The organism is Micromonospora zingiberis (genome assembly GCF_004331455.1).
Classification (GTDB): domain Bacteria; phylum Actinomycetota; class Actinomycetes; order Mycobacteriales; family Micromonosporaceae; genus Micromonospora; species Micromonospora zingiberis.
In genome coordinates this window covers 25,988-42,362 of record NZ_SJJR01000027.1, presented here as the reverse complement: position 1 = coordinate 42,362, position 16,375 = coordinate 25,988, and the positions used below count along the sequence as shown (strand labels likewise).

Below are 16,375 nucleotides of genomic sequence, written 5' to 3'. Positions count from 1 at the left end.
CCTCGACGGCCGACGACGACTGCTCCGATGATCCGGTATGGCGCGCGATGTCCGGATCGCCGGCCCCGGTGACGGAATGATGGCCGACCCCGGGTCGTTGAACATGGCATACCGCAGGCGCTTCACGTACGCCGAGCGGGCCAGCCCCGGAACCTGGGCCCCGGAATGCCGGGCCGGCCGGGATCGTTACACCCTCCGAACGCCCGAGCACCCCCCTGCCAGGGCGTTCTTTTCCCCTGATGTGGCACCGCGATCCCAGCAGGTTGATCCGTGCCGCACACCCCCGAACGGAAGGCGTGAACTCATCATGCGTACCACCATGCTGCGTAAGACCGCCCTCACCATCGCCGCCGCTGCCGCCACCGCCGGAGGCATCGCCGGCCCCGCCATCGCCGCCCACGCCGCACCTGGCGTGCAGACCGCCGCCGTGGCCGACCGCAAGCCCAACGACGAACGGCAGCTCGACGTCCGCTACGAAGCCCAGCCCAACTTCTACTACTGCGGCCCCGCCGCCGCCCGCAACGCCCTCTCCGTCCAAGGCAAGAACATCGACATGGACGCCATGGCCAAGGAAATGGGCACCACCGAAGCCGGCACCAACTCCATCAACGACATCACCCCCATCCTCAACAAGGAAACCGGCCAAAACGTCTACAAGTCGGTAGAAATCTCCGCACCCAAGGCCGACCCCAAGCAGACCGACAAACTCCGCGACGACATCACCACCACCATCGACAACGGCCGCGCAGTCGTCGCCAACATCGCCGGCACCACCACCGACACCAACGGCACCACCCACAGCTTCGAAGGCGGCCACTACATCAGCGTCGTCGGCTACCGCGACAACGGCAACACCGTCAAAATCGCCGACTCCGCCAACCCCGACACCGCCTCCTACTGGATCACCACCACCAACCTCGCCAACTGGATCGCCACCCGCGGCTACACCGCCACCAGCTAACCCACACCACCAACAAGGGCCGACCCCCACCCGGGGTCGGCCCTTCTTCGTCCCCCGTGTCGTCCCCCGACCCAACCCCAGCCCGGCCCGACTCGCTCCACCTCGTGCACGGCTCATCCCAGCCCGGCTCGCCCCACCTCACCCCGCCCCGGCTCGCCCCCACCTCGCCCCGTCGATCTTGCACTTTCGGTCGCCGGAATGCCCGAAAAGACAGCCTTCGCCCCGACCAGAAGTGCAAGATCGACGCGGAAGGGGCGGGCCTGTCGGCACGCGGGAGGGCGGGCGGGCATGACGGCACGCGGAGGGGCGTGCGGGCGGCGCGGAAGGGTGGGCCGGGCGGCGCGGAAGGGGGCGGGCGGCGCGGAAGGGGCGTGTGAGTAGGCGCGTGGTGGGGCGGGTGGTGGTGGGGGCATATTGGTTCGGGCTGGTGTGGGACGCTCGCGGGATGAGCGACCTGATCTTTCGGGACGCGGTCCGGGCGGACCTGCCGGCCGTGCTCGACCTGCTCGCCGACGACGTGCTGGGGCGTACCCGCGATGTCGGGGAGGTCGACGCCACGTACGAGAAGGCGTTCGCGGACATCACCACCGACCCGCGTAACCAGCTCGTCGTCGCCGAGGTCGACGGCGAGGTGGTGGGGTGCATGCAGCTCACCTACATTCCGGGGCTGGGGCGGCACGGCGCCGAGCGGCAGCTGGTGGAGGCGGTACGGATCCGCTCCGACCAGCGTGGGCAGGGTCTGGGCCGGTCGATGATGACCTGGGCGATCGACCAGGCTCGGCTGCGTGGCTGCGGCCTGGTGCAGCTCACCACCGACAAGAGCCGCCACGACGCGCACCGGTTCTATCTGGGTCTCGGCTTCGTCGCCAGCCACGAGGGCATGAAGCTCGGCCTCTGACCGCCGGTCAACCAGCCGGCGTCTCGGCCAGGCGGGGGCGCCCGACCTCGCAGTCGAAGATGCTGGCCCAGAAGGTGGTCAGCACCGAAAGGCTCGAACCGTGGGTCATGGTCCGCGCGGAATTGCGGATCAGCCAGAAGTCACCTTCGGGAAAGACGATGGCCCACCCGATCGGCCCATCTTCCTCGGTTACCAGGACCAGCAGTTCCGGCTGGCTGTCCACCTCGATTTCGGGCAGGTCCGCCACCTCGACGGACCACAATCCCTGCTCCCCACTCATCGCCGATCCCGTGATTCGACGGGGCCGTTCCATCGGCACATGCCTGAACCTCCTCAGCAGCCAACCCTTTCGACAGAAACCATGCGGGAGTGGCAACCACACCGGCAACGATCTGCGTGAGACAGTCACCCAGAGACGAGCTTTCGCGCTGATGGCGTACGAGCCGTCGCACGGCAAGCCCGACGACGCTTCAGGATGAGACAGCCAGGAGGGCCGATGACCGAAGCAGGCTCGACGGTGCCCCGCCGCGAACTTGGCCGACTGCTCCGACAGACCCGAGAACAGGCCGGGATCAATTTGGAAGCCGCCGCCTCGGATCTCGAATGGTCGCGGGCCAAGATGTACCGCATCGAGTCCGGCCAGACCCCGATCCGCGCGCTCGACGTCGAGCAGATGTGCCGGCTGTACGAGGCCACTCCGGAGATGTCCGAGGTGCTGGTCAGCCTCGCCAGGGAGTCCAAGAGCAAGGGCTGGTACCACGCCTACGGCGAGGTGATCCCGAGGTGGTTCCAGTTGTACGTCGGCCTAGAATCCGCCGCCTCCCGCATCCGCACCTACGAGCAGAGCTTGATACCGGGGTTGCTACAGACTCCCGAGTACACCGAGGAAATCGCCCGGTGCCGGCCCGACATCAGCGATGACGAGGTCGCAATGCTCGTTGAGTTGCGACTGAAACGGCAACGGATTCTCACGAGGCAGCGCCCGCCCGCGCCCATGCTGGATGTGATTCTGGACGAGGGCCTTCTACACAAGGGCGTGCCCGGCATGTCCCGGCAGATTGGCAGGCTGCTCGCGGCCACCGAACTGCCCAACGTGACGATTCGGATCGCTCCGCTCGGTGCCAGGCTCAATCGCGCCGTCGTCGCCGGAAGCTTCGTCATTCTCGACTTCCCGGTGAAGGGCGCCCGCTCAGCCGAGCCCACCACCGTCTACCACGAAAGCCTCACCGGTGCGCTGTACCTTGACCGTCTGGACGAGGTCCGGGCATACGCCGAGGGGTGGAATCAGCTCAGCGCAACTGCGCTGGACAGCGAGGAATCCCAGGCACTCCTGCGACGAATCAAGGAGCGGCATGATGACTGATCCGAACGGCGCAACCTGGCGAAAGGCAAGCTACAGCAGCGATCAGGGCAACTGTGTTGAGGTGGCGGGTGGGCTGGCCGGCATGGTGGGGGTGCGGGACAGCAAGGACGCTGGCGGTCCGGCCCTGCGGTTCGCCCCGTCCCAGTGGCGTACCTTCATCGCCACCCTCAGGGGCAACCGCCGCGGCTAGGTTCTGTCTCGCGGATCTTGATACGAGACGGCCTCCATGGGGGCCGTTTCGTACCAAGATCCGCGGCTAGGATCTGGGGGGCCGAACCGCACTCCATTAGCATCGCCGCATGATCGAGGCCGAACCGTCGTTCCGTGGCGACTTCGACATCCATCTGACGGTCGCGGCGACCGGGGCGGGCCACCGGCACCTCGCCGAGGTCGGGACACGGCTGGCGATGAAGTTCACCGAGATCGCGTTGGCCCGGGGCGCCCAGCCGACGCAGCCGATGTTCACCCTCACCGGTCACGGCGACCTCGCCGGCCAGCGGGTCCGGGCCGCCGAGCGGGCGGAGGCGCTGCGCGCCGAAGGGCTGCGGGTGTTGCGTACGAAAATCGAGGCGGCGCCGTGGAACGCGGACCTGCCGGCCGACGACGAGGCGGCCCGCCGCGAGCCGGCGGGACGTTACTTCGAGCATCACGTGAAGCTGCTGCTCGACGCCGAGGACCTGGTCGGGTTGGCCGAGGCGGTCGAGCCGTACGGCGCGCACCTGTCGCGTAACGCCCGGCGGCACCGCCCGGACGGACGGCACGAGCGGTTCGTCACCCAGCGGTGCCACCGGGTGGGTCAGCCCACCGCGCGGACGTGGTTGGCGCGGCTGCGCGCGGTGCTGGACGGGCGGGGGCACCCGGTGCTCGGCGTCGAGGAGGAGTACGTGGTCCACGACGACAACGTGGGCCTGGACGACGGTTGGCTCGGTACGGGGGAACGATGAGCGGGCAGCGATCGTGGGTCGAGGAGTTCGCCGAACAGTTGCGGGCACCGGCGCGCGGCAACGAGGACTATCCGCCGGTGTTCCGGCCGCTGACCCAGGGGCCGGGGGTACGGCAGCGGAGGGCGTTCGACCCGGCGCTGAAGAACTTCGCGCGCGGCTTCGTCGCCGGTGACCCGGACTTCGCCGACCCGACGCTGGGGGCGCGTTGGCGGGCCGCCCGGCGGGTGGCGATGCACCAGGTGCTCTCGGCGGTGGCGTACTCGGAGTGGGGTGCGCAGTTGGTGCTGCGCGGCAGCGTACTGATGCGGGGCTGGTTCGGTGACCAGGCCCGGGAGCCCGGTGACCTGGACTTCGTGGTGACGCCACCCGAGCTGATGATCACCGACGGGCGGGCCGACGAACTGTTCACCGGCATCGTCGCCGAGGTGCGGCGGCAACCGGCCACCCGCGAGGGGGTGCGGGTCGCCGCCGACGAGGTGAGCACCGCGCACATCTGGACGTACGAGCGGGCGCCGGGTCGGCGGCTGATGTTTCCCTGGTACGCGCCGGGCCTGCCGCCGGGCACCATCCAGCTCGACGCGGTCTTCAACGAGACGCTGCCCGAGCCACCCGAGCCGACCGGCGTGCCGGTGGCTCCGGGCCACGCCCCGGTGGTCGTCAACGCGGTCGGGCCGGAGCAGTCGCTGGTGTGGAAGCTGCTCTGGCTCGCCACCGACTGCTACCCGCAGGGCAAGGACCTGTACGACGCGGTCCTGCTCGCCGAGCGGGTCACCGTCTCCTGGCAGCGGGTCCAGGAGGCGCTGGCCACCGAACCGGGCAAGTTCAACGTGGTCGACTTCGGCCCGGACACGCTCCACTTGCTCGGCGTCGACTGGGACGAGTTCATCGACCACCACCCCGAGTTCGCCGGCACCGAGCGCGAGTCGTGGTACGAGCGGCTGGCGGTCGCCCTGCGCCCGTCGTACGACGCGCGGTGAAGCCGGCGCCCGGCGGAGCCGGCGGTGGACGACTCAGCGGGGGCGGTCGCGGTCCCGGGAGGGTTGGACCCGCTTGGGTTCGCCGGGCATCTTCGGATGGTCCGGTGGGTACGGCAGGTCGCCCTCGCCGGCTGCGGCGTCCCGCTCGGCCCACTCCAACAGCGGGGTGATGTCCCAGCCGGCGTCGTCGATGCCGGCGTGCGGGTCGCCCCGATCGGCCAGCCGTTGCGGCACGGTACGCAGGTCGAAGTCGTCGGGGTCGACGTCGGGCAGCTCGTCCCAGGTGACCGGGGTGGAGACGGTGGCCCGGGCGTTGGCCCGCAGCGAGTAGGCGCAGGCGATGGTGCGGTCCCGGGCCGTCTGGTTGTAGTCGACGAAGACCCGCTCGCCGCGTTCCTCCTTCCACCAGGCGGTGGTGACCAGCTCGGGGCGGCGACGGGCCAACTCCCGGCCCAGCGCGATGGTGGCCCGGCGCACCTCGACGAAGCTCCAGCGCGGCTGGATGCGCAGGTAGACGTGCACGCCCCGGCCGCCGGAGGTCTTCGGCCAGCCGGGCACGCCCAGCTCGTCGAGGATGGCGCGCAGCTCGGTGGCGGCGGTGGCCGCGTGGGCGAAGTCGGTGCCGGGCTGCGGGTCTAGGTCGACGCGCAGCTCGTCGGGGTGGTCGGGGGCGGCGCCGCGCACCGGCCACGGGTGGAACACGATGGTGCCCATCTGCGCCGCCCAGGCCACGGGGGCCAGGTCCGCCGGGCAGAGCTCCGCCGCCGTGCGCCCGCTGGGGAAACTGATCTCGGCGGTACGCACCCACGGCGGCACCCCTCGGGTCGGCACCCGCTTCTGGTAGAACGCCTCCCCCTCGACGCCGTCGGGGAAGCGTTGCAGGGTGGTCGGCCGCTCGCGCAGGGCACGCATAATGCCGTCGCCGACGCCCAGGTAGTAATGGAAGACGTCGGCCTTGGTGAAGCCGCGCTTCGGGAAGATCACCCGGTCTGGGCTGGACAGTCGTACGGTGTGTCCGGCGACCTCGATCTCCTCGGTTGCTCCCTTCGTGCCTGCCATTTCGCGACCATATGCGATGGGTCCGACGTTCGACGTACCGTTGGCACGTGAGTCTTCCCGACAGCGAGTTGCCCCGCACCGAGGACGAGTGGCGGGTCCGGCTCAGCCCCGAGGAGTTCCGGGTGCTGCGCGAGCACGGCACGGAGCCGGCGTGGACCGGCGAGTACGTGGACACCAAGACCCCCGGCATGTACCGCTGCCGGGCCTGCGGTGCCGAGTTGTACCCGAGCGACACCAAGTTCGACTCGCACTGCGGGTGGCCGAGCTTCGACGACGCCATCCCCGGCGCGATCAGGGAAATCGAGGACAACTCCCTCGGCATGCGGCGCGTCGAGATCCGCTGCGCCCGCTGCGACAGCCACCTGGGGCATGTCTTCCACGGGGAGGGGTTCACGCCGAAGGACACCCGGCACTGCGTGAACTCGCTCTCCATCCGCCTGGACCCCAGCACCGCCTGAGCCACGCCGGTCATCTCGGCCTCCTCGAGCCGGCCGGCTCCGACGGCGGGCCGGCACCGCCCGAGGCACGCCGGTCAGGCCGGCGACGTGGGGCGGGCGGCGAGTAGCGCGACCTGGGCGGTACGGGACTGCTCGATGCGTCGGGCCAGGTCGCGTACCCGCTCGTCGGTGCCGGCTGCCAGATGCGCCCGGGCCAGGTCGGCGGCGCCCTGCTGGTGCGCGCCGAGCACCTCGATCAGCACCGGGTCGACCGCGCCGTCCGGGGCGTCGCGCAGCCGGGCCAGTTGGTCCGGGCCGGTGCCGTGGCCGGCGTGGTCGTCGGCGCGGGCGCTGCGCCCGGCCTGCGCCAACCAGCCCCGCACGGTGACCAGTTCGTCGGACTCGGTCGCCTCGATGGCGGCGACCAGGGTACGCAGTTCGGGGTCGGCGAGCCGGTCGTGGGCCAGCCGGACGATCTGGAGGGTCTGCTCGGTGTGCCCGGCGATCATCGAGAGGAACAGCAGGTCGATGCCGGTCATCTCGGCGGCTGCCGGCGGACCGGAGACGGGGGCCGGCGTCTCCACGGCGGGTGGTGTCGGGGTACCACCGATGGTCGGTGCCGACGCCCCGCCGCACCCGGCGGCGGACAGCACGACGGCGAGGGCCAGCGCGACGGTGGGGGCCAGCGCGACCCGGCGGTGGGTCCACGAAAGGTGCGGCGCGGGCCGGGCCCGACCGCACCTTCCGCTGGTCAGACCAGGCTCCACAGCGCCGGTACGTTCGGCGGCTCCCAACCGGCGATGGCGGTGTGCGCCTGCCGGCAGCGGTACGTACGCCCGCCGTAGGTGACCTGGTCCCCGACGGCGTACGCGCGACCTGCGGTCCAGGTGCCGCCGGCCGGCGGGTTGGTGGTCGGGGTGGCCGTCGGGGTGGGCGACGGTCCCGGCGGGCTGGTCGGGCTGGGGCTGGGCGTCGGGTTGCCGCCCCCGCCGATCTGGAGGTCGACGCAGGAGTAGAAGGCGTTGGCGGTGTCGGCGATGTTCCACACGGCCAGCAGCTTCTGGCGGCCGGAGTAGCCGGCCAGGTTGACGCTGTGCGAGACGGTGGGACCCGGCTGGCGCCCGCCGCCGGAGAACACCGCGATCCGGGTGTTGCCGATGAAGTACTCCCAGTCGCGGGTGGCGTGCTGGGCGGTGTTGACCCAGGTGAAGGTCACCGTGGTGCCGACCGAGGTGGCGGGCCAGCCCCGGTTGTCGTCGTTGAGGACGGCGAAGTGCGCGATGTTGGCGTGGCAGTTGCGCAGCCCCTTGGGGCCTTCCACGCTCTGCGGCTCCCACCGGATCTGCCCGCAGTCGGGCACCCGGCTCTGGGCGCAGAGGGCCTGGCGGCTGGGCGGTGACGAGACGTAACCGTGGGCCTGGGCCGGGGCGGCGACGGCCAGGGTGGCGACCATGGCACCCGTGGCGACGAGAGGAAGGGTGATTCTTCGACGCATGGCGGCAGCTCCTTTGCGGCGTGTTGCCTGGTGAGGTGCCACCAACATAATTTAAACCTTGTTAACAGTAAAGACCACTGTCGATAAAAGGCGGTCCCTCAGAGCACCAGCAGGCCGCCCTGATCGTCCACCCGGTCGGCGGACTCGTCGTCGAACCACAACCCGCCGGTGGCCAGGTAACGGAAGCGGTGCTGCCCCGGCCCGAGCCGTACGGTCACCGTCCGGGTGCCGTTGCGCCGGGCCACCAGCACATGCTCGCCGGGGCGCCAGCCGTTGAAGGAGCCGACCACACTGACCGTGCCCGGCGGGCTGTCCCGGGGCAGACAGAAGGTGACCCGGGTCTGACTGCCGAAGAGTCGGTTGCGCTTGATCATCATCTTCCTCCCGGTTCGCGTACCCACCGGAGGGCGGCGGCCGGGCCGCCGCCTCCGGCCAGGTCACCCGGTACAACGGCCGACACGCGGCGGCGACACGCCGCCCCGTCCGGGCGACCCACCCCGGTTCCACCCGACCCGGCCCGCCGGTCTGCCGCACGCTGGGGAAAACACCGACTACCGGAGGGATACGTCGTGGCGACGTGCGAGGTCTGCGGCAACGACTACTGGCTGGCCTTCGAGGTACACACGGTCAGCGGCGACGTGCACACCTTCGACAGCTTCGAGTGCGCCGCGCACAAGCTGGCGCCGATCTGTGAACACTGCCAGGTGAAGATCGTCGGACACGGGGTGGAGGTGTCCGGGCGCTTCTTCTGCTGCGGCCACTGTGCCCGAGCCGTGGAAGCCGAGCAGGGCGCCCAGATCCGCGACGCGGTCGGCGCCCGCCCCGCCTGACCGGCGCGCAGACCCACCCACCCGGGCCGGGCCGGCACGGCGCCACGACCTAACCTGGCGGGATGCCGAGCACGCAACTGCGGGTCGCCGGCTTCGCCGACCTGGACGCCCGTACCTTTCACGACCTGCTCCGGCTGCGCATCGACGTGTTCGTGGTCGAGCAGGAATGCGCGTACCCGGAAATCGACGGGCGGGACGTCGAACCCGGCACCCGGCACCTCTGGCTGGCGCACGACGGCGCTCCCCTGGCGTACCTGCGGATCCTGGCCGACCCCGGCGGAGTGGCCAGGATCGGACGGGTGGTGGTGGCCCCGACGGCGCGCGGCGGCGGACACGCCGGTCGGTTGATGCACGCGGCGCTCGCCGAGATCGGTGACCGGCCGTGCGTGCTGGACGCGCAGTCGCATCTGGTCGGCTTCTACGCCCGCCACGGGTTCACCGTCAGCGGACCCGAGTACGTCGAGGACGGCATCCCGCACACCCCGATGCGCCGGAACCGCTGACCAGCAACCAGGGCAATTGACGGATGGCGATGTTTTGTGCCATTCTTCCGCTCGGAGCCAGCACAACACTGCCACGCGGGCCGGCGCGGGAGAGGCAACTCCCGGGCGTTCGGGCGATGTCGCATTCCGACGACTCCCCCTGGGGGCTCCATGTCCAAGCTACTCAAACCATCCCGCCTGGCCGGGCTGCTCGCCACCGCGGCCGCCGCCATGCTGGTACTCACCACCGCCCTGGTCAACCCCGCCTTCGCGCACGGCTCGGTGGTCAACCCCGCGTCCCGCAACTACGGCTGCTGGCAGCGCTGGGGCGGTGACTTCCAGAACCCGCGGATGGCCACCGAAGACCCGATGTGCTGGCAGGCCTGGCAGGCCAACCCGAGCGCCATGTGGAACTGGAACGGCCTGTTCCGCGAGGGCGTGGCCGGCAACCACCAGGGCGCCATCCCGAACGGCCAACTCTGCTCCGGCGGTCGTACCGAGAGCGGGCGCTACAACGCGATGGACGCGGTCGGCGCCTGGCGGACCACCCAGGTCGCCAACAACTTCCGGCTCAAGTTCTTCGACCAGGCCAGTCACGGTGCCGACTACATCCGGGTGTACGCGACCCGGCAGGGCTACGACCCGACGACCAGGGCGCTGGCCTGGTCCGACCTGGAACTCGTCGGACAGATCGGCAACACCCCGGCCTCCCAGTGGCAGCGCGAGGTGGACGGGGTGTCCATCGAGATCCCGGTGAACGCGCCGGGCCGCACCGGCCGACACATCATCTACACCATCTGGCAGGCCAGCCACTTCGACCAGTCGTACTACATCTGCAGCGACGTGCAGTTCGGTGGTGGCACCACGCCGCCGCCCACCACGCCGCCGCCGACCACTCCCCCGCCCACGACTCCGCCGCCCACCACCCCGCCGCCGACCAACCCGCCGCCGGCCGGTGCCTGCGCGGCGACGTACCGGGTCACCTCGACCTGGTCCGGTGGTTTCCAGGGTGAGGTGCAGGTGACCGCGGGCAACGCGGCGATCCGGGGCTGGCGAGTGACCTGGACGTACGCCAACGGCCAACAGGTCAGCCAGGCGTGGAACGCCACCGTCAGCTCCAGCGGCTCGGCGGTGACCGCCACCAACGTCAGTTACAACGGCAGCCTCGGCGCCGGAGCCAGCACCACGTTCGGCTTCCTGGGCTCGGGCTCCGCTACCAGTACACCGACCCTGACCTGTACGGCGACCACCTGATCCCCGAGCGGGGTCGCGCCCTTCTCCCTCGGGCGCGACCCCGCCCGGCCGCATTCCGCCCCGCGTTCGGCGCGATCGGCGCGTGTTCCGGCGCGTGTTCCGGCGCGTGTTGCGGCGCGCGATCGGCGCGTGTTGCGGCGCGGTCGGGGGTGCGTTAAAAGGGGGCCCTTGCTATGCACGAGGCGTTAAGAAGGTGCCCTTCCTTTCACGCCAGGGCGGAGATGATGTCGGCGATCGAGCGGCGGCGGCCGGTGTAGAACGGCACCTCTTCGCGTACGTGCAGACGGGCCCGCGAGGCGCGCAGGTCACGCATCAGGTCCACGATCCGGTGCAGCTCGTCGGCCTCGAAGGCGAGCATCCACTCGTAGTCGCCGAGCGCGAACGAGGCCACCGTGTTGGCGCGTACGTCCGGGTAGCCCCGGGCCTGCTGGCCATGCTCGGCGAGCAGTTCCCGGCGCTCGGCGTCGGGCAGCAGATACCAGTCGTACGACCGGACGAACGGGTAGACGCACAGGTAGGCGCGGGCCTGCTCACCGGCGAGGAAGGCCGGGATGTGGCTCTTGTTGAACTCGGCCGGGCGGTGCAACGCCATCTGCGACCAGACCGGGGTCATCGCCCGCCCCAGGGTGGTCCGCCGGAACCGCAGGTACGCGTCCTGGAGGTCGTCGCTGGACGAGGAGTGCCACCAGATCATCAGATCGGCGTCGGCGCGCAGCCCGGCCACGTCGTACGTGCCCCGGACCACCACGTCCTTGCCGGCCAACTCCTCGATCAGCGACTCGACCTCGCCGGTGACGTTGTCGCGCAGCGACGGCAGCGGCGCGCTGGCCCGGAACACCGACCACATGGTGTAGCGGATGGTGGCGTTGAGCTCCCGCAGCCGGGCCGCGTTGCTCTGCTCCTCGGTCATCTCCCCGATCCTCCCAGTGCTGTGATGATCTCCTCGGCCGCCGTCTCGCCAGAGCGGACGCAGACCGGGATGCCCACGCCGTCGTAGCCGGCCCCGGCCAGGGTCAGCGTCGGATGCGTCGACCGCAGCGCGACCCGCGCCTCGGCCACCCGATCCAGGTGCCCCGGGGTGTACTGCGGCAACGCGCCGCCCCACCGCTGCACGTGCCCGGCGACCGGGGCGGGTAACGGCGTGTCGAGCACCGCGGACAGTTCCCGGTGCACGGTGGCGGCCAGGTCCTCGTCGGGGCGCTGGAGCTGGGCCTCGTCGCCGTACCGGCCGACCGAGGCGCGCACCAGAGCCAGGCCGTCCGGCCGGCGCAGGTGCCCCCACTTGCTGGTGAAGAAGGTGGATGCCTTGATCAGCAGCCCCTCGGTGCCGGGCACCAGGAACCCGGAGAGCTGCGGCAGCGCCGGCTCGGGCAACGCCAGGGTGACCAGCGCGACGCTGGCGTAGTCCAGCCCGCCGATGCCCGCCGCCACCGCATCGGCGACGCCGGTGAGCAGCCGGGCCGCCGGCCGGGCCGGCACGGCCAGCACCACCGCGTCGACGTCGACGTGCTCCGGATCGCGGGTCGGCCCGACGATCAACCGCCAACCGCTGCCGGTCGGGGTGAGTTCGCGGACCGTGGCGTTGCGGCGAACGCTCGCCCCGCTGGCCGTCGCGGCGGCCTCGACCAGGCAGCTGAGCCCACCGTCGAGAGTGCCGAAGACCGGCTCGCCGGGGGCGCGGGGCGCGGCGGCCTGCGCCGCCCGGACCGCGCCGAGCAGGGTGTGCTCGGTACGGGCGGCGCGGGCCAGCGCCGGCATGGTGGTGGCCAGGGACAGGTCGTCGGCGCGACCGGCGTACACACCGCCGAGCATCGGGTCGACCAGCCGGTCGACCACCTCGTCGCCGAACCGGGCGCGGACCAGCGCGCCGACGGAGACGTCGTCGGTGGAGCCGAGCAGCGGACGGCCGCCGTCGTGGTCGGCCTCGGGCGTCGGCCGGGCCACCGTCGCCACCCGGTCCAGATCACCGGGTACGCCCACCAGCGTGCCGCCCGGGATCGGCCGCAACTCGCCGTCGACGGCCAGTGCCGCCTGCCCGACGGTGGGGTGCACGATCCGCCCGGCCAGGCCCAGCCGACGGATCAGGGCCACGGCCGCCGACTCGCCGCCGGCCGGGTCACGCATCAGGAACGACTCCGCGCCGAACTCCACCGGCCCGCCGGCCAGCTCACCGGTACGCAGCTTGCCGCCGAGCGCGCCGGACCGCTCGTACACGGTGATCTCGGTGCCGGAGGGGGCGCGGTCGCGCAACCGGACCGCGGCGGCCAGGCCGGCGATGCCGCCACCGACCACCGCCACCCGCCACCGCGTCGGCATCGCGGTCAGGCCCCCTCGGCGGGTCGGGTGGAAAGTTCGTGCACCAGCGCGACCACCCGGGTCAACACCTCCGGATCGGTCTCCGGCAACACGCCGTGGCCGAGGTTGAACACGTGCCCCGGCGCGGCCCGCCCCTCGTCGAGGATGCGGCGCACCTCGGCCTCGATCACCGGCCACGGGGCCAGCAGCAGGCACGGGTCGAGGTTGCCCTGCACCGCCTTGTCCGGCCCGATCCGGCCGGTCGCCACGTTCAGCGGGGTACGCCAGTCGACGCCGACCACGTCGGCACCGGCCTCGCCCATCGCACCGAGCAGCTCGGCGGTGCCCACCCCGAAGTGGATCCGGGGTACGCCCGCGTCGGCCAGCCCGGCCAGCACGGCCGTCGAGTGGGGCAGCACGAAGCGGCGGTAGTCGGCCTCGGAGAGCGCACCGGCCCAGGAGTCGAAGAGTTGCACGGCGGAGACGCCGGCCTCGATCTGCACCCGCAGGAAGGCCAGGGTCATCTCGGCAAGCCGGCCCGCCAGGGCGTGCCACAGCTCGGGGTCGCCGTACATCAGCGCCTTGGTCTTCGCGTGGGTACGCGACGGCCCACCCTCGACCAGGTAGCTGGCCAGGGTGAACGGGGCACCGGCGAAGCCGATCAGCGGAGTGTCGCCCAACTCCTTGACCAGCATCCGGACGGCCTCGTCCACGTACGGGACGTCGTCGCGGCCGATCGGCCGGATCCGCTGCACGTCGGCGGCGGTACGCACCGGCTCGGCCACCACCGGCCCGGTGCCCGGCACGATGTCCAGGTCGACCCCGGCGGCGGCGACCGGCACCACGATGTCGCTGAACAGGATCGCCGCGTCCACGTTGTGCCGGCGGACCGGCTGGAGGGTGATCTCGGTGACCAGCTCGGGCCGGCGGCAGGACTCCAGCATCGCCACGTTGGCCCGGATCTCGCGGTACTCCGGCAACGACCGGCCGGCCTGCCGCATGAACCAGACCGGGGTGTGTGGGACGGACCGGCGACGACACGCCCGCACGAAGGGCGAGTCGGCGGGCCCGCCGGGGCGGGATACGTCGTCTCGGGCGGCGCCGCCCGTGGTGTCGGTGGTCATCGCGGCCATCGTGCCACGCCCCCGACCTCTTGAAAGGAAGGGCCCCTTGTTTACGCCTCCGGTAGAGCAGGGGCCCCTTATTAACCGCAAGACCCGATAACACCAAGGCTCGATTGAACCCCGCGGCCCGATGGGAGACCGGCGGACGATCATCGGCGAGTCGATCGTCGGCGTGCCGTCACGGCGGGGAAGCGGGCGGCGGCTTAGGCTGCGGACATGGCCCCCCCGATCGCGCTTCCGGACACCTTCGCCCGCGCGGTCACCGGGCTCCGATCGGCAACGCCCCGGCCGGAGATCTGCCTGGAGGAGGTGGGCGCACCGCAACGGCTCGCGCCGTACGCCTTCGCACTGGCCGCGTCGGTGCTGCGCGACGGCGACGAGGTCGCCACCGGCCGGCTGATCCTGCTGCACGACCCGGCCGGACACGAGGCGTGGCAGGGCACCCTGCGGCTGGTCACGTACGTGACCGCCGAGCTGGAGGCCGACCTGGCCGCCGATCCGCTGCTGCCGGGGGTCGGCTGGACGTGGCTCACCGACGCCCTGGACGCCCAGGAGGCGGGATACCGGGCGATCGGCGGCACCATCACCCAAACCATGTCGAACCGGTTCGGGGACCTGGCCGGCCCACCCGCCACCGCCGACATCGAGATCCGCGCCTCGTGGACCCCGACCGACGTCGACCTCACCTCACACATGTACGCCTGGTGCACCCTGCTCGCCTCCACAGCCGGCCTGCCGCCCCCCGGCGTCACCGCCCTGCCGGAACGCCGGGCCGCCACGGCGGGCTGAGTCGACACGCGGCGAAGCCGGGTGCGCGCCGTGCGATCCGCTCTCGCACTAGGGTTGTCAGGTGACCGACGAACCACCCCTGCGCCGTCGGGCCGCCGCAAGCCGTACGGGAAACGACACGCATAACCCGCCGTCGGCGCGGCCGGAGCCGTCGGACGCGGGGACCGAACCCACCAGCAGCGAGTCCGTGCCGCTGACCGCACCCCGTGAGGGCACCCCCGAGCCGGTGACCGTGCCGGAGCGACTCGCCGAGGTGGTGGCCCGATTCGCGGCCGGCAGCGGGCCGGTGGCCCTGGACGCCGAACGCGCCTCCGGCTACCGCTACAGCCAGCGGGCGTACCTCGTGCAACTGCGCCGCGGCGGCGCCGGAACCGCGCTGATCGACCCGCTGCCCCTGCCCGACCTGAGCGCCCTCGACGCGGCGATCGCCGAGGCCGAGTGGGTGCTACACGCGGCCAACCAGGACCTGCCCTGCCTCGCCGAGCTGGGACTGCACCCGCGCCGGCTGTTCGACACCGAGTTGGCCGCCCGGCTCGCCGGATTCGAACGGGTGGGCCTGGCCGCGCTCACCGAGCAGCTGCTCGGCTACAGCCTGGAGAAGCACCATTCGGCGGCGGACTGGTCCAGCCGGCCGCTGCCGGAATCCTGGCTGACCTATGCCGCCCTCGACGTCGAGCTGCTGACCGACCTGCGCGACGCACTCGACGCCGAGCTGACCCGGCAGGGCAAGTCCCAGTGGGCGGCGGAGGAGTTCGCCGCGCTGGTGCGTACCGGCGCCCGCCCGCCCCGGGTGCGGGCCGAGCCGTGGCGGCGTACCTCCGGCATCCATCGGGTCCGCGGCGCGCGGGCGCAGGCCCGGGTCCGCTCCCTGTGGTACGCCCGCGACCAGATCGCCGCCCGCCGGGACTCGGCACCGGGCCGGGTACTGCCCGACTCGGCCATCGTCGCGGCGGCCGAACTGGACCCGAAGGACGAGAAGACGCTACTCACCCTGCCCGGCTTCGGTGGTCGGTCGGTACGCCGGCTGGCCCGCACCTGGCTGGCGGCGCTGGACGACGCGCGACAGCTCGCCGACGACGCGCTGCCGGTGACGCCGGCGGTGGAGGGCCCACCACCACCGCACCGCTGGGCCGAACGGGACCCGGCCGCCGCCGCCCGGCTGACCCGCTCCCGCGAACTGGTGTTGCGGCTCGCCGGCGAGCACAACCTGCCACCGGAGAACCTGATCTCCCCCGACAGCATCCGCCGGCTGGCCTGGCAGCCCCCAGAGGAGATCACCGAAAGTACGGTGGCCGAGGCCCTCCGTACCCTCAACGCCCGCGAGTGGCAGATCTCCCTCCTCCTCCCCACCCTCGCCGAAGCCCTCCTCCCCACCCCACCCACCCCCTAACCCACCCCACCCCCGCCCTCCGCGACCCCCACCCCTCCCCACCCACCCCGACCTCCGGGCCCGCCCCCGCCCACCCG

At 71.8% G+C, this 16,375-nt stretch carries 20 protein-coding genes; 12 read left to right on the top strand and 8 right to left on the bottom strand.

Translation table 11 applies throughout. From position 1 onward, the window contains the following. The first annotated feature begins 307 nt into the window (after positions 1-307). Complete coding sequence (locus E0H26_RS26600) at positions 308-961, top strand: C39 family peptidase (RefSeq protein WP_131308576.1); 654 nt, start codon at positions 308-310, stop codon at positions 959-961. Positions 962-1,406: 445 nt separating this feature from the next. Further along, positions 1,407-1,859, top strand: a complete 453-nt coding sequence (locus tag E0H26_RS26595; RefSeq protein ID WP_131308638.1) for a GNAT family N-acetyltransferase — start codon at positions 1,407-1,409, stop codon at positions 1,857-1,859. 7 nt (positions 1,860-1,866) lie between these two features. On the opposite strand, the gene E0H26_RS26590 is transcribed toward E0H26_RS26595, so the two are convergent. Continuing rightward, positions 1,867-2,139 carry a hypothetical protein gene (locus E0H26_RS26590; RefSeq protein WP_131308572.1) on the bottom strand — a complete coding sequence of 91 codons (273 nt, stop codon included), beginning with the start codon at positions 2,137-2,139 and terminating at the stop codon, positions 1,867-1,869. 216 nt (positions 2,140-2,355) lie between these two features. On the opposite strand from E0H26_RS26590, the gene E0H26_RS26585 reads away from it, so the two are divergent. The 4 genes from E0H26_RS26585 (at position 2,356) to E0H26_RS26570 (ending at position 5,143) form a co-directional block, all read left to right on the top strand. Further along, on the top strand, positions 2,356-3,222 hold the full coding sequence (locus E0H26_RS26585) for a helix-turn-helix domain-containing protein (protein WP_131308569.1): 867 nt from the start codon (positions 2,356-2,358) through the stop codon (positions 3,220-3,222). Then, on the top strand, positions 3,215-3,412 hold the full coding sequence (locus tag E0H26_RS26580; RefSeq protein WP_131308567.1) for a DUF397 domain-containing protein: 198 nt from the start codon (positions 3,215-3,217) through the stop codon (positions 3,410-3,412). Before E0H26_RS26585 ends, E0H26_RS26580 begins: the two co-directional genes overlap by 8 nt. Positions 3,413-3,521: 109 nt before the next feature. After that, positions 3,522-4,166 carry a hypothetical protein gene (locus E0H26_RS26575; protein WP_131308564.1) on the top strand — a complete coding sequence of 215 codons (645 nt, stop codon included), beginning with the start codon at positions 3,522-3,524 and terminating at the stop codon, positions 4,164-4,166. Beyond that, positions 4,163-5,143, top strand: coding sequence for a nucleotidyl transferase AbiEii/AbiGii toxin family protein (locus tag E0H26_RS26570; protein ID WP_131308562.1), 981 nt, complete (start codon positions 4,163-4,165; stop codon positions 5,141-5,143). The genes E0H26_RS26575 and E0H26_RS26570 overlap by 4 nt, the downstream gene beginning before the upstream one ends. A 33-nt stretch (positions 5,144-5,176) precedes the next feature. On the opposite strand, the gene ligD is transcribed toward E0H26_RS26570, so the two are convergent. Then, the gene (gene ligD / locus E0H26_RS26565; protein ID WP_131308559.1) at positions 5,177-6,202 is read right to left on the bottom strand and encodes a non-homologous end-joining DNA ligase; all 1,026 of its coding nucleotides are present in this window, start codon (positions 6,200-6,202) and stop codon (positions 5,177-5,179) included. A 47-nt stretch (positions 6,203-6,249) separates the two neighbouring features. Here ligD and msrB point away from each other — a divergent pair, with 47 nt between their 5' ends. Continuing rightward, positions 6,250-6,660, top strand: coding sequence for a peptide-methionine (R)-S-oxide reductase MsrB (gene msrB, locus E0H26_RS26560; protein WP_131308556.1), 411 nt, complete (start codon positions 6,250-6,252; stop codon positions 6,658-6,660). A gap of 74 nt (positions 6,661-6,734) precedes the next feature. Here the strand turns inward: msrB and E0H26_RS26555 are convergent, their stop codons facing one another. From E0H26_RS26555 to E0H26_RS26545, 3 genes are all read right to left on the bottom strand, one after another. Beyond that, positions 6,735-7,406 carry a DUF305 domain-containing protein gene (locus E0H26_RS26555; protein WP_240742397.1) on the bottom strand — a complete coding sequence of 224 codons (672 nt, stop codon included), beginning with the start codon at positions 7,404-7,406 and terminating at the stop codon, positions 6,735-6,737. After that, positions 7,391-8,134: a lytic polysaccharide monooxygenase gene (locus tag E0H26_RS26550; RefSeq protein ID WP_131308553.1), complete on the bottom strand. Its 744-nt coding sequence runs from the start codon at positions 8,132-8,134 to the stop codon at positions 7,391-7,393. The genes E0H26_RS26555 and E0H26_RS26550 overlap by 16 nt, the downstream gene beginning before the upstream one ends. Before the next feature lie 98 nt (positions 8,135-8,232). Then, positions 8,233-8,508 (bottom strand): isoamylase early set domain-containing protein, encoded by a 276-nt coding sequence (locus E0H26_RS26545; RefSeq protein WP_131308550.1) that lies wholly within the window; start codon positions 8,506-8,508, stop codon positions 8,233-8,235. Between the two features lie 195 nt (positions 8,509-8,703). On the opposite strand from E0H26_RS26545, the gene E0H26_RS26540 reads away from it, so the two are divergent. The 3 genes from E0H26_RS26540 to E0H26_RS26530 all read left to right on the top strand — a co-directional run bounded on the left by E0H26_RS26540 (position 8,704) and on the right by E0H26_RS26530 (position 10,700). Beyond that, entirely contained in the window at positions 8,704-8,964 is a 261-nt protein-coding gene (locus tag E0H26_RS26540) for a Prokaryotic metallothionein (RefSeq protein ID WP_131308547.1), read from the top strand. Positions 8,965-9,026: 62 nt separating this feature from the next. Beyond that, on the top strand, positions 9,027-9,467 hold the full coding sequence (locus E0H26_RS26535; RefSeq protein ID WP_131308544.1) for a GNAT family N-acetyltransferase: 441 nt from the start codon (positions 9,027-9,029) through the stop codon (positions 9,465-9,467). A gap of 150 nt (positions 9,468-9,617) precedes the next feature. After that, positions 9,618-10,700 (top strand): lytic polysaccharide monooxygenase auxiliary activity family 9 protein, encoded by a 1,083-nt coding sequence (locus E0H26_RS26530; RefSeq protein WP_131308542.1) that lies wholly within the window; start codon positions 9,618-9,620, stop codon positions 10,698-10,700. Between the two features lie 205 nt (positions 10,701-10,905). Here E0H26_RS26530 and hemQ read toward each other — a convergent pair whose 3' ends face one another. From hemQ to hemE, 3 genes are read right to left on the bottom strand one after another with little or no spacing between them, the layout of a single operon-like run. Continuing rightward, positions 10,906-11,610 (bottom strand): hydrogen peroxide-dependent heme synthase, encoded by a 705-nt coding sequence (gene hemQ / locus E0H26_RS26525; protein ID WP_131308539.1) that lies wholly within the window; start codon positions 11,608-11,610, stop codon positions 10,906-10,908. Next, on the bottom strand, positions 11,607-13,016 hold the full coding sequence (gene hemG, locus E0H26_RS26520) for a protoporphyrinogen oxidase (RefSeq protein WP_131308536.1): 1,410 nt from the start codon (positions 13,014-13,016) through the stop codon (positions 11,607-11,609). Before hemG ends, hemQ begins: the two co-directional genes overlap by 4 nt. Before the next feature lie 5 nt (positions 13,017-13,021). Further along, complete coding sequence (gene hemE, locus E0H26_RS26515; protein WP_131308533.1) at positions 13,022-14,128, bottom strand: uroporphyrinogen decarboxylase; 1,107 nt, start codon at positions 14,126-14,128, stop codon at positions 13,022-13,024. 207 nt (positions 14,129-14,335) lie between these two features. Between hemE and E0H26_RS26510 the strand changes: the two genes are divergently transcribed. Continuing rightward, complete coding sequence (locus E0H26_RS26510) at positions 14,336-14,908, top strand: DUF3000 domain-containing protein (RefSeq protein ID WP_131308530.1); 573 nt, start codon at positions 14,336-14,338, stop codon at positions 14,906-14,908. Between the two features lie 61 nt (positions 14,909-14,969). After that, positions 14,970-16,298: a ribonuclease D gene (locus E0H26_RS26505; RefSeq protein ID WP_131308527.1), complete on the top strand. Its 1,329-nt coding sequence runs from the start codon at positions 14,970-14,972 to the stop codon at positions 16,296-16,298. Positions 16,299-16,375: the final 77 nt, after the last annotated feature.

Excerpts from the sequence above, each read along its gene's own strand:
- E0H26_RS26600 (WP_131308576.1), top strand. The coding sequence starts at position 308 with ATGCGTACCACCATGCTGCGTAAGACCGCCCTCACCATCGCCGCCGCT.
- E0H26_RS26595 (WP_131308638.1), top strand. The coding sequence starts at position 1,407 with ATGAGCGACCTGATCTTTCGGGACGCGGTCCGGGCGGACCTGCCGGCC.
- E0H26_RS26590 (WP_131308572.1), bottom strand. The coding sequence starts at position 2,139 with ATGAGTGGGGAGCAGGGATTGTGGTCCGTCGAGGTGGCGGACCTGCCC.
- E0H26_RS26585 (WP_131308569.1), top strand. The coding sequence starts at position 2,356 with ATGACCGAAGCAGGCTCGACGGTGCCCCGCCGCGAACTTGGCCGACTG.
- E0H26_RS26580 (WP_131308567.1), top strand. The coding sequence starts at position 3,215 with ATGACTGATCCGAACGGCGCAACCTGGCGAAAGGCAAGCTACAGCAGC.
- E0H26_RS26575 (WP_131308564.1), top strand. The coding sequence starts at position 3,522 with ATGATCGAGGCCGAACCGTCGTTCCGTGGCGACTTCGACATCCATCTG.
- E0H26_RS26570 (WP_131308562.1), top strand. The coding sequence starts at position 4,163 with ATGAGCGGGCAGCGATCGTGGGTCGAGGAGTTCGCCGAACAGTTGCGG.
- ligD (WP_131308559.1), bottom strand. The coding sequence starts at position 6,202 with ATGGCAGGCACGAAGGGAGCAACCGAGGAGATCGAGGTCGCCGGACAC.
- E0H26_RS26550 (WP_131308553.1), bottom strand. The coding sequence starts at position 8,134 with ATGCGTCGAAGAATCACCCTTCCTCTCGTCGCCACGGGTGCCATGGTC.
- E0H26_RS26545 (WP_131308550.1), bottom strand. The coding sequence starts at position 8,508 with ATGATCAAGCGCAACCGACTCTTCGGCAGTCAGACCCGGGTCACCTTC.
- E0H26_RS26535 (WP_131308544.1), top strand. The coding sequence starts at position 9,027 with ATGCCGAGCACGCAACTGCGGGTCGCCGGCTTCGCCGACCTGGACGCC.
- E0H26_RS26530 (WP_131308542.1), top strand. The coding sequence starts at position 9,618 with ATGTCCAAGCTACTCAAACCATCCCGCCTGGCCGGGCTGCTCGCCACC.
- hemQ (WP_131308539.1), bottom strand. The coding sequence starts at position 11,610 with ATGACCGAGGAGCAGAGCAACGCGGCCCGGCTGCGGGAGCTCAACGCC.
- hemG (WP_131308536.1), bottom strand. The coding sequence starts at position 13,016 with ATGCCGACGCGGTGGCGGGTGGCGGTGGTCGGTGGCGGCATCGCCGGC.
- hemE (WP_131308533.1), bottom strand. The coding sequence starts at position 14,128 with ATGGCCGCGATGACCACCGACACCACGGGCGGCGCCGCCCGAGACGAC.
- E0H26_RS26510 (WP_131308530.1), top strand. The coding sequence starts at position 14,336 with ATGGCCCCCCCGATCGCGCTTCCGGACACCTTCGCCCGCGCGGTCACC.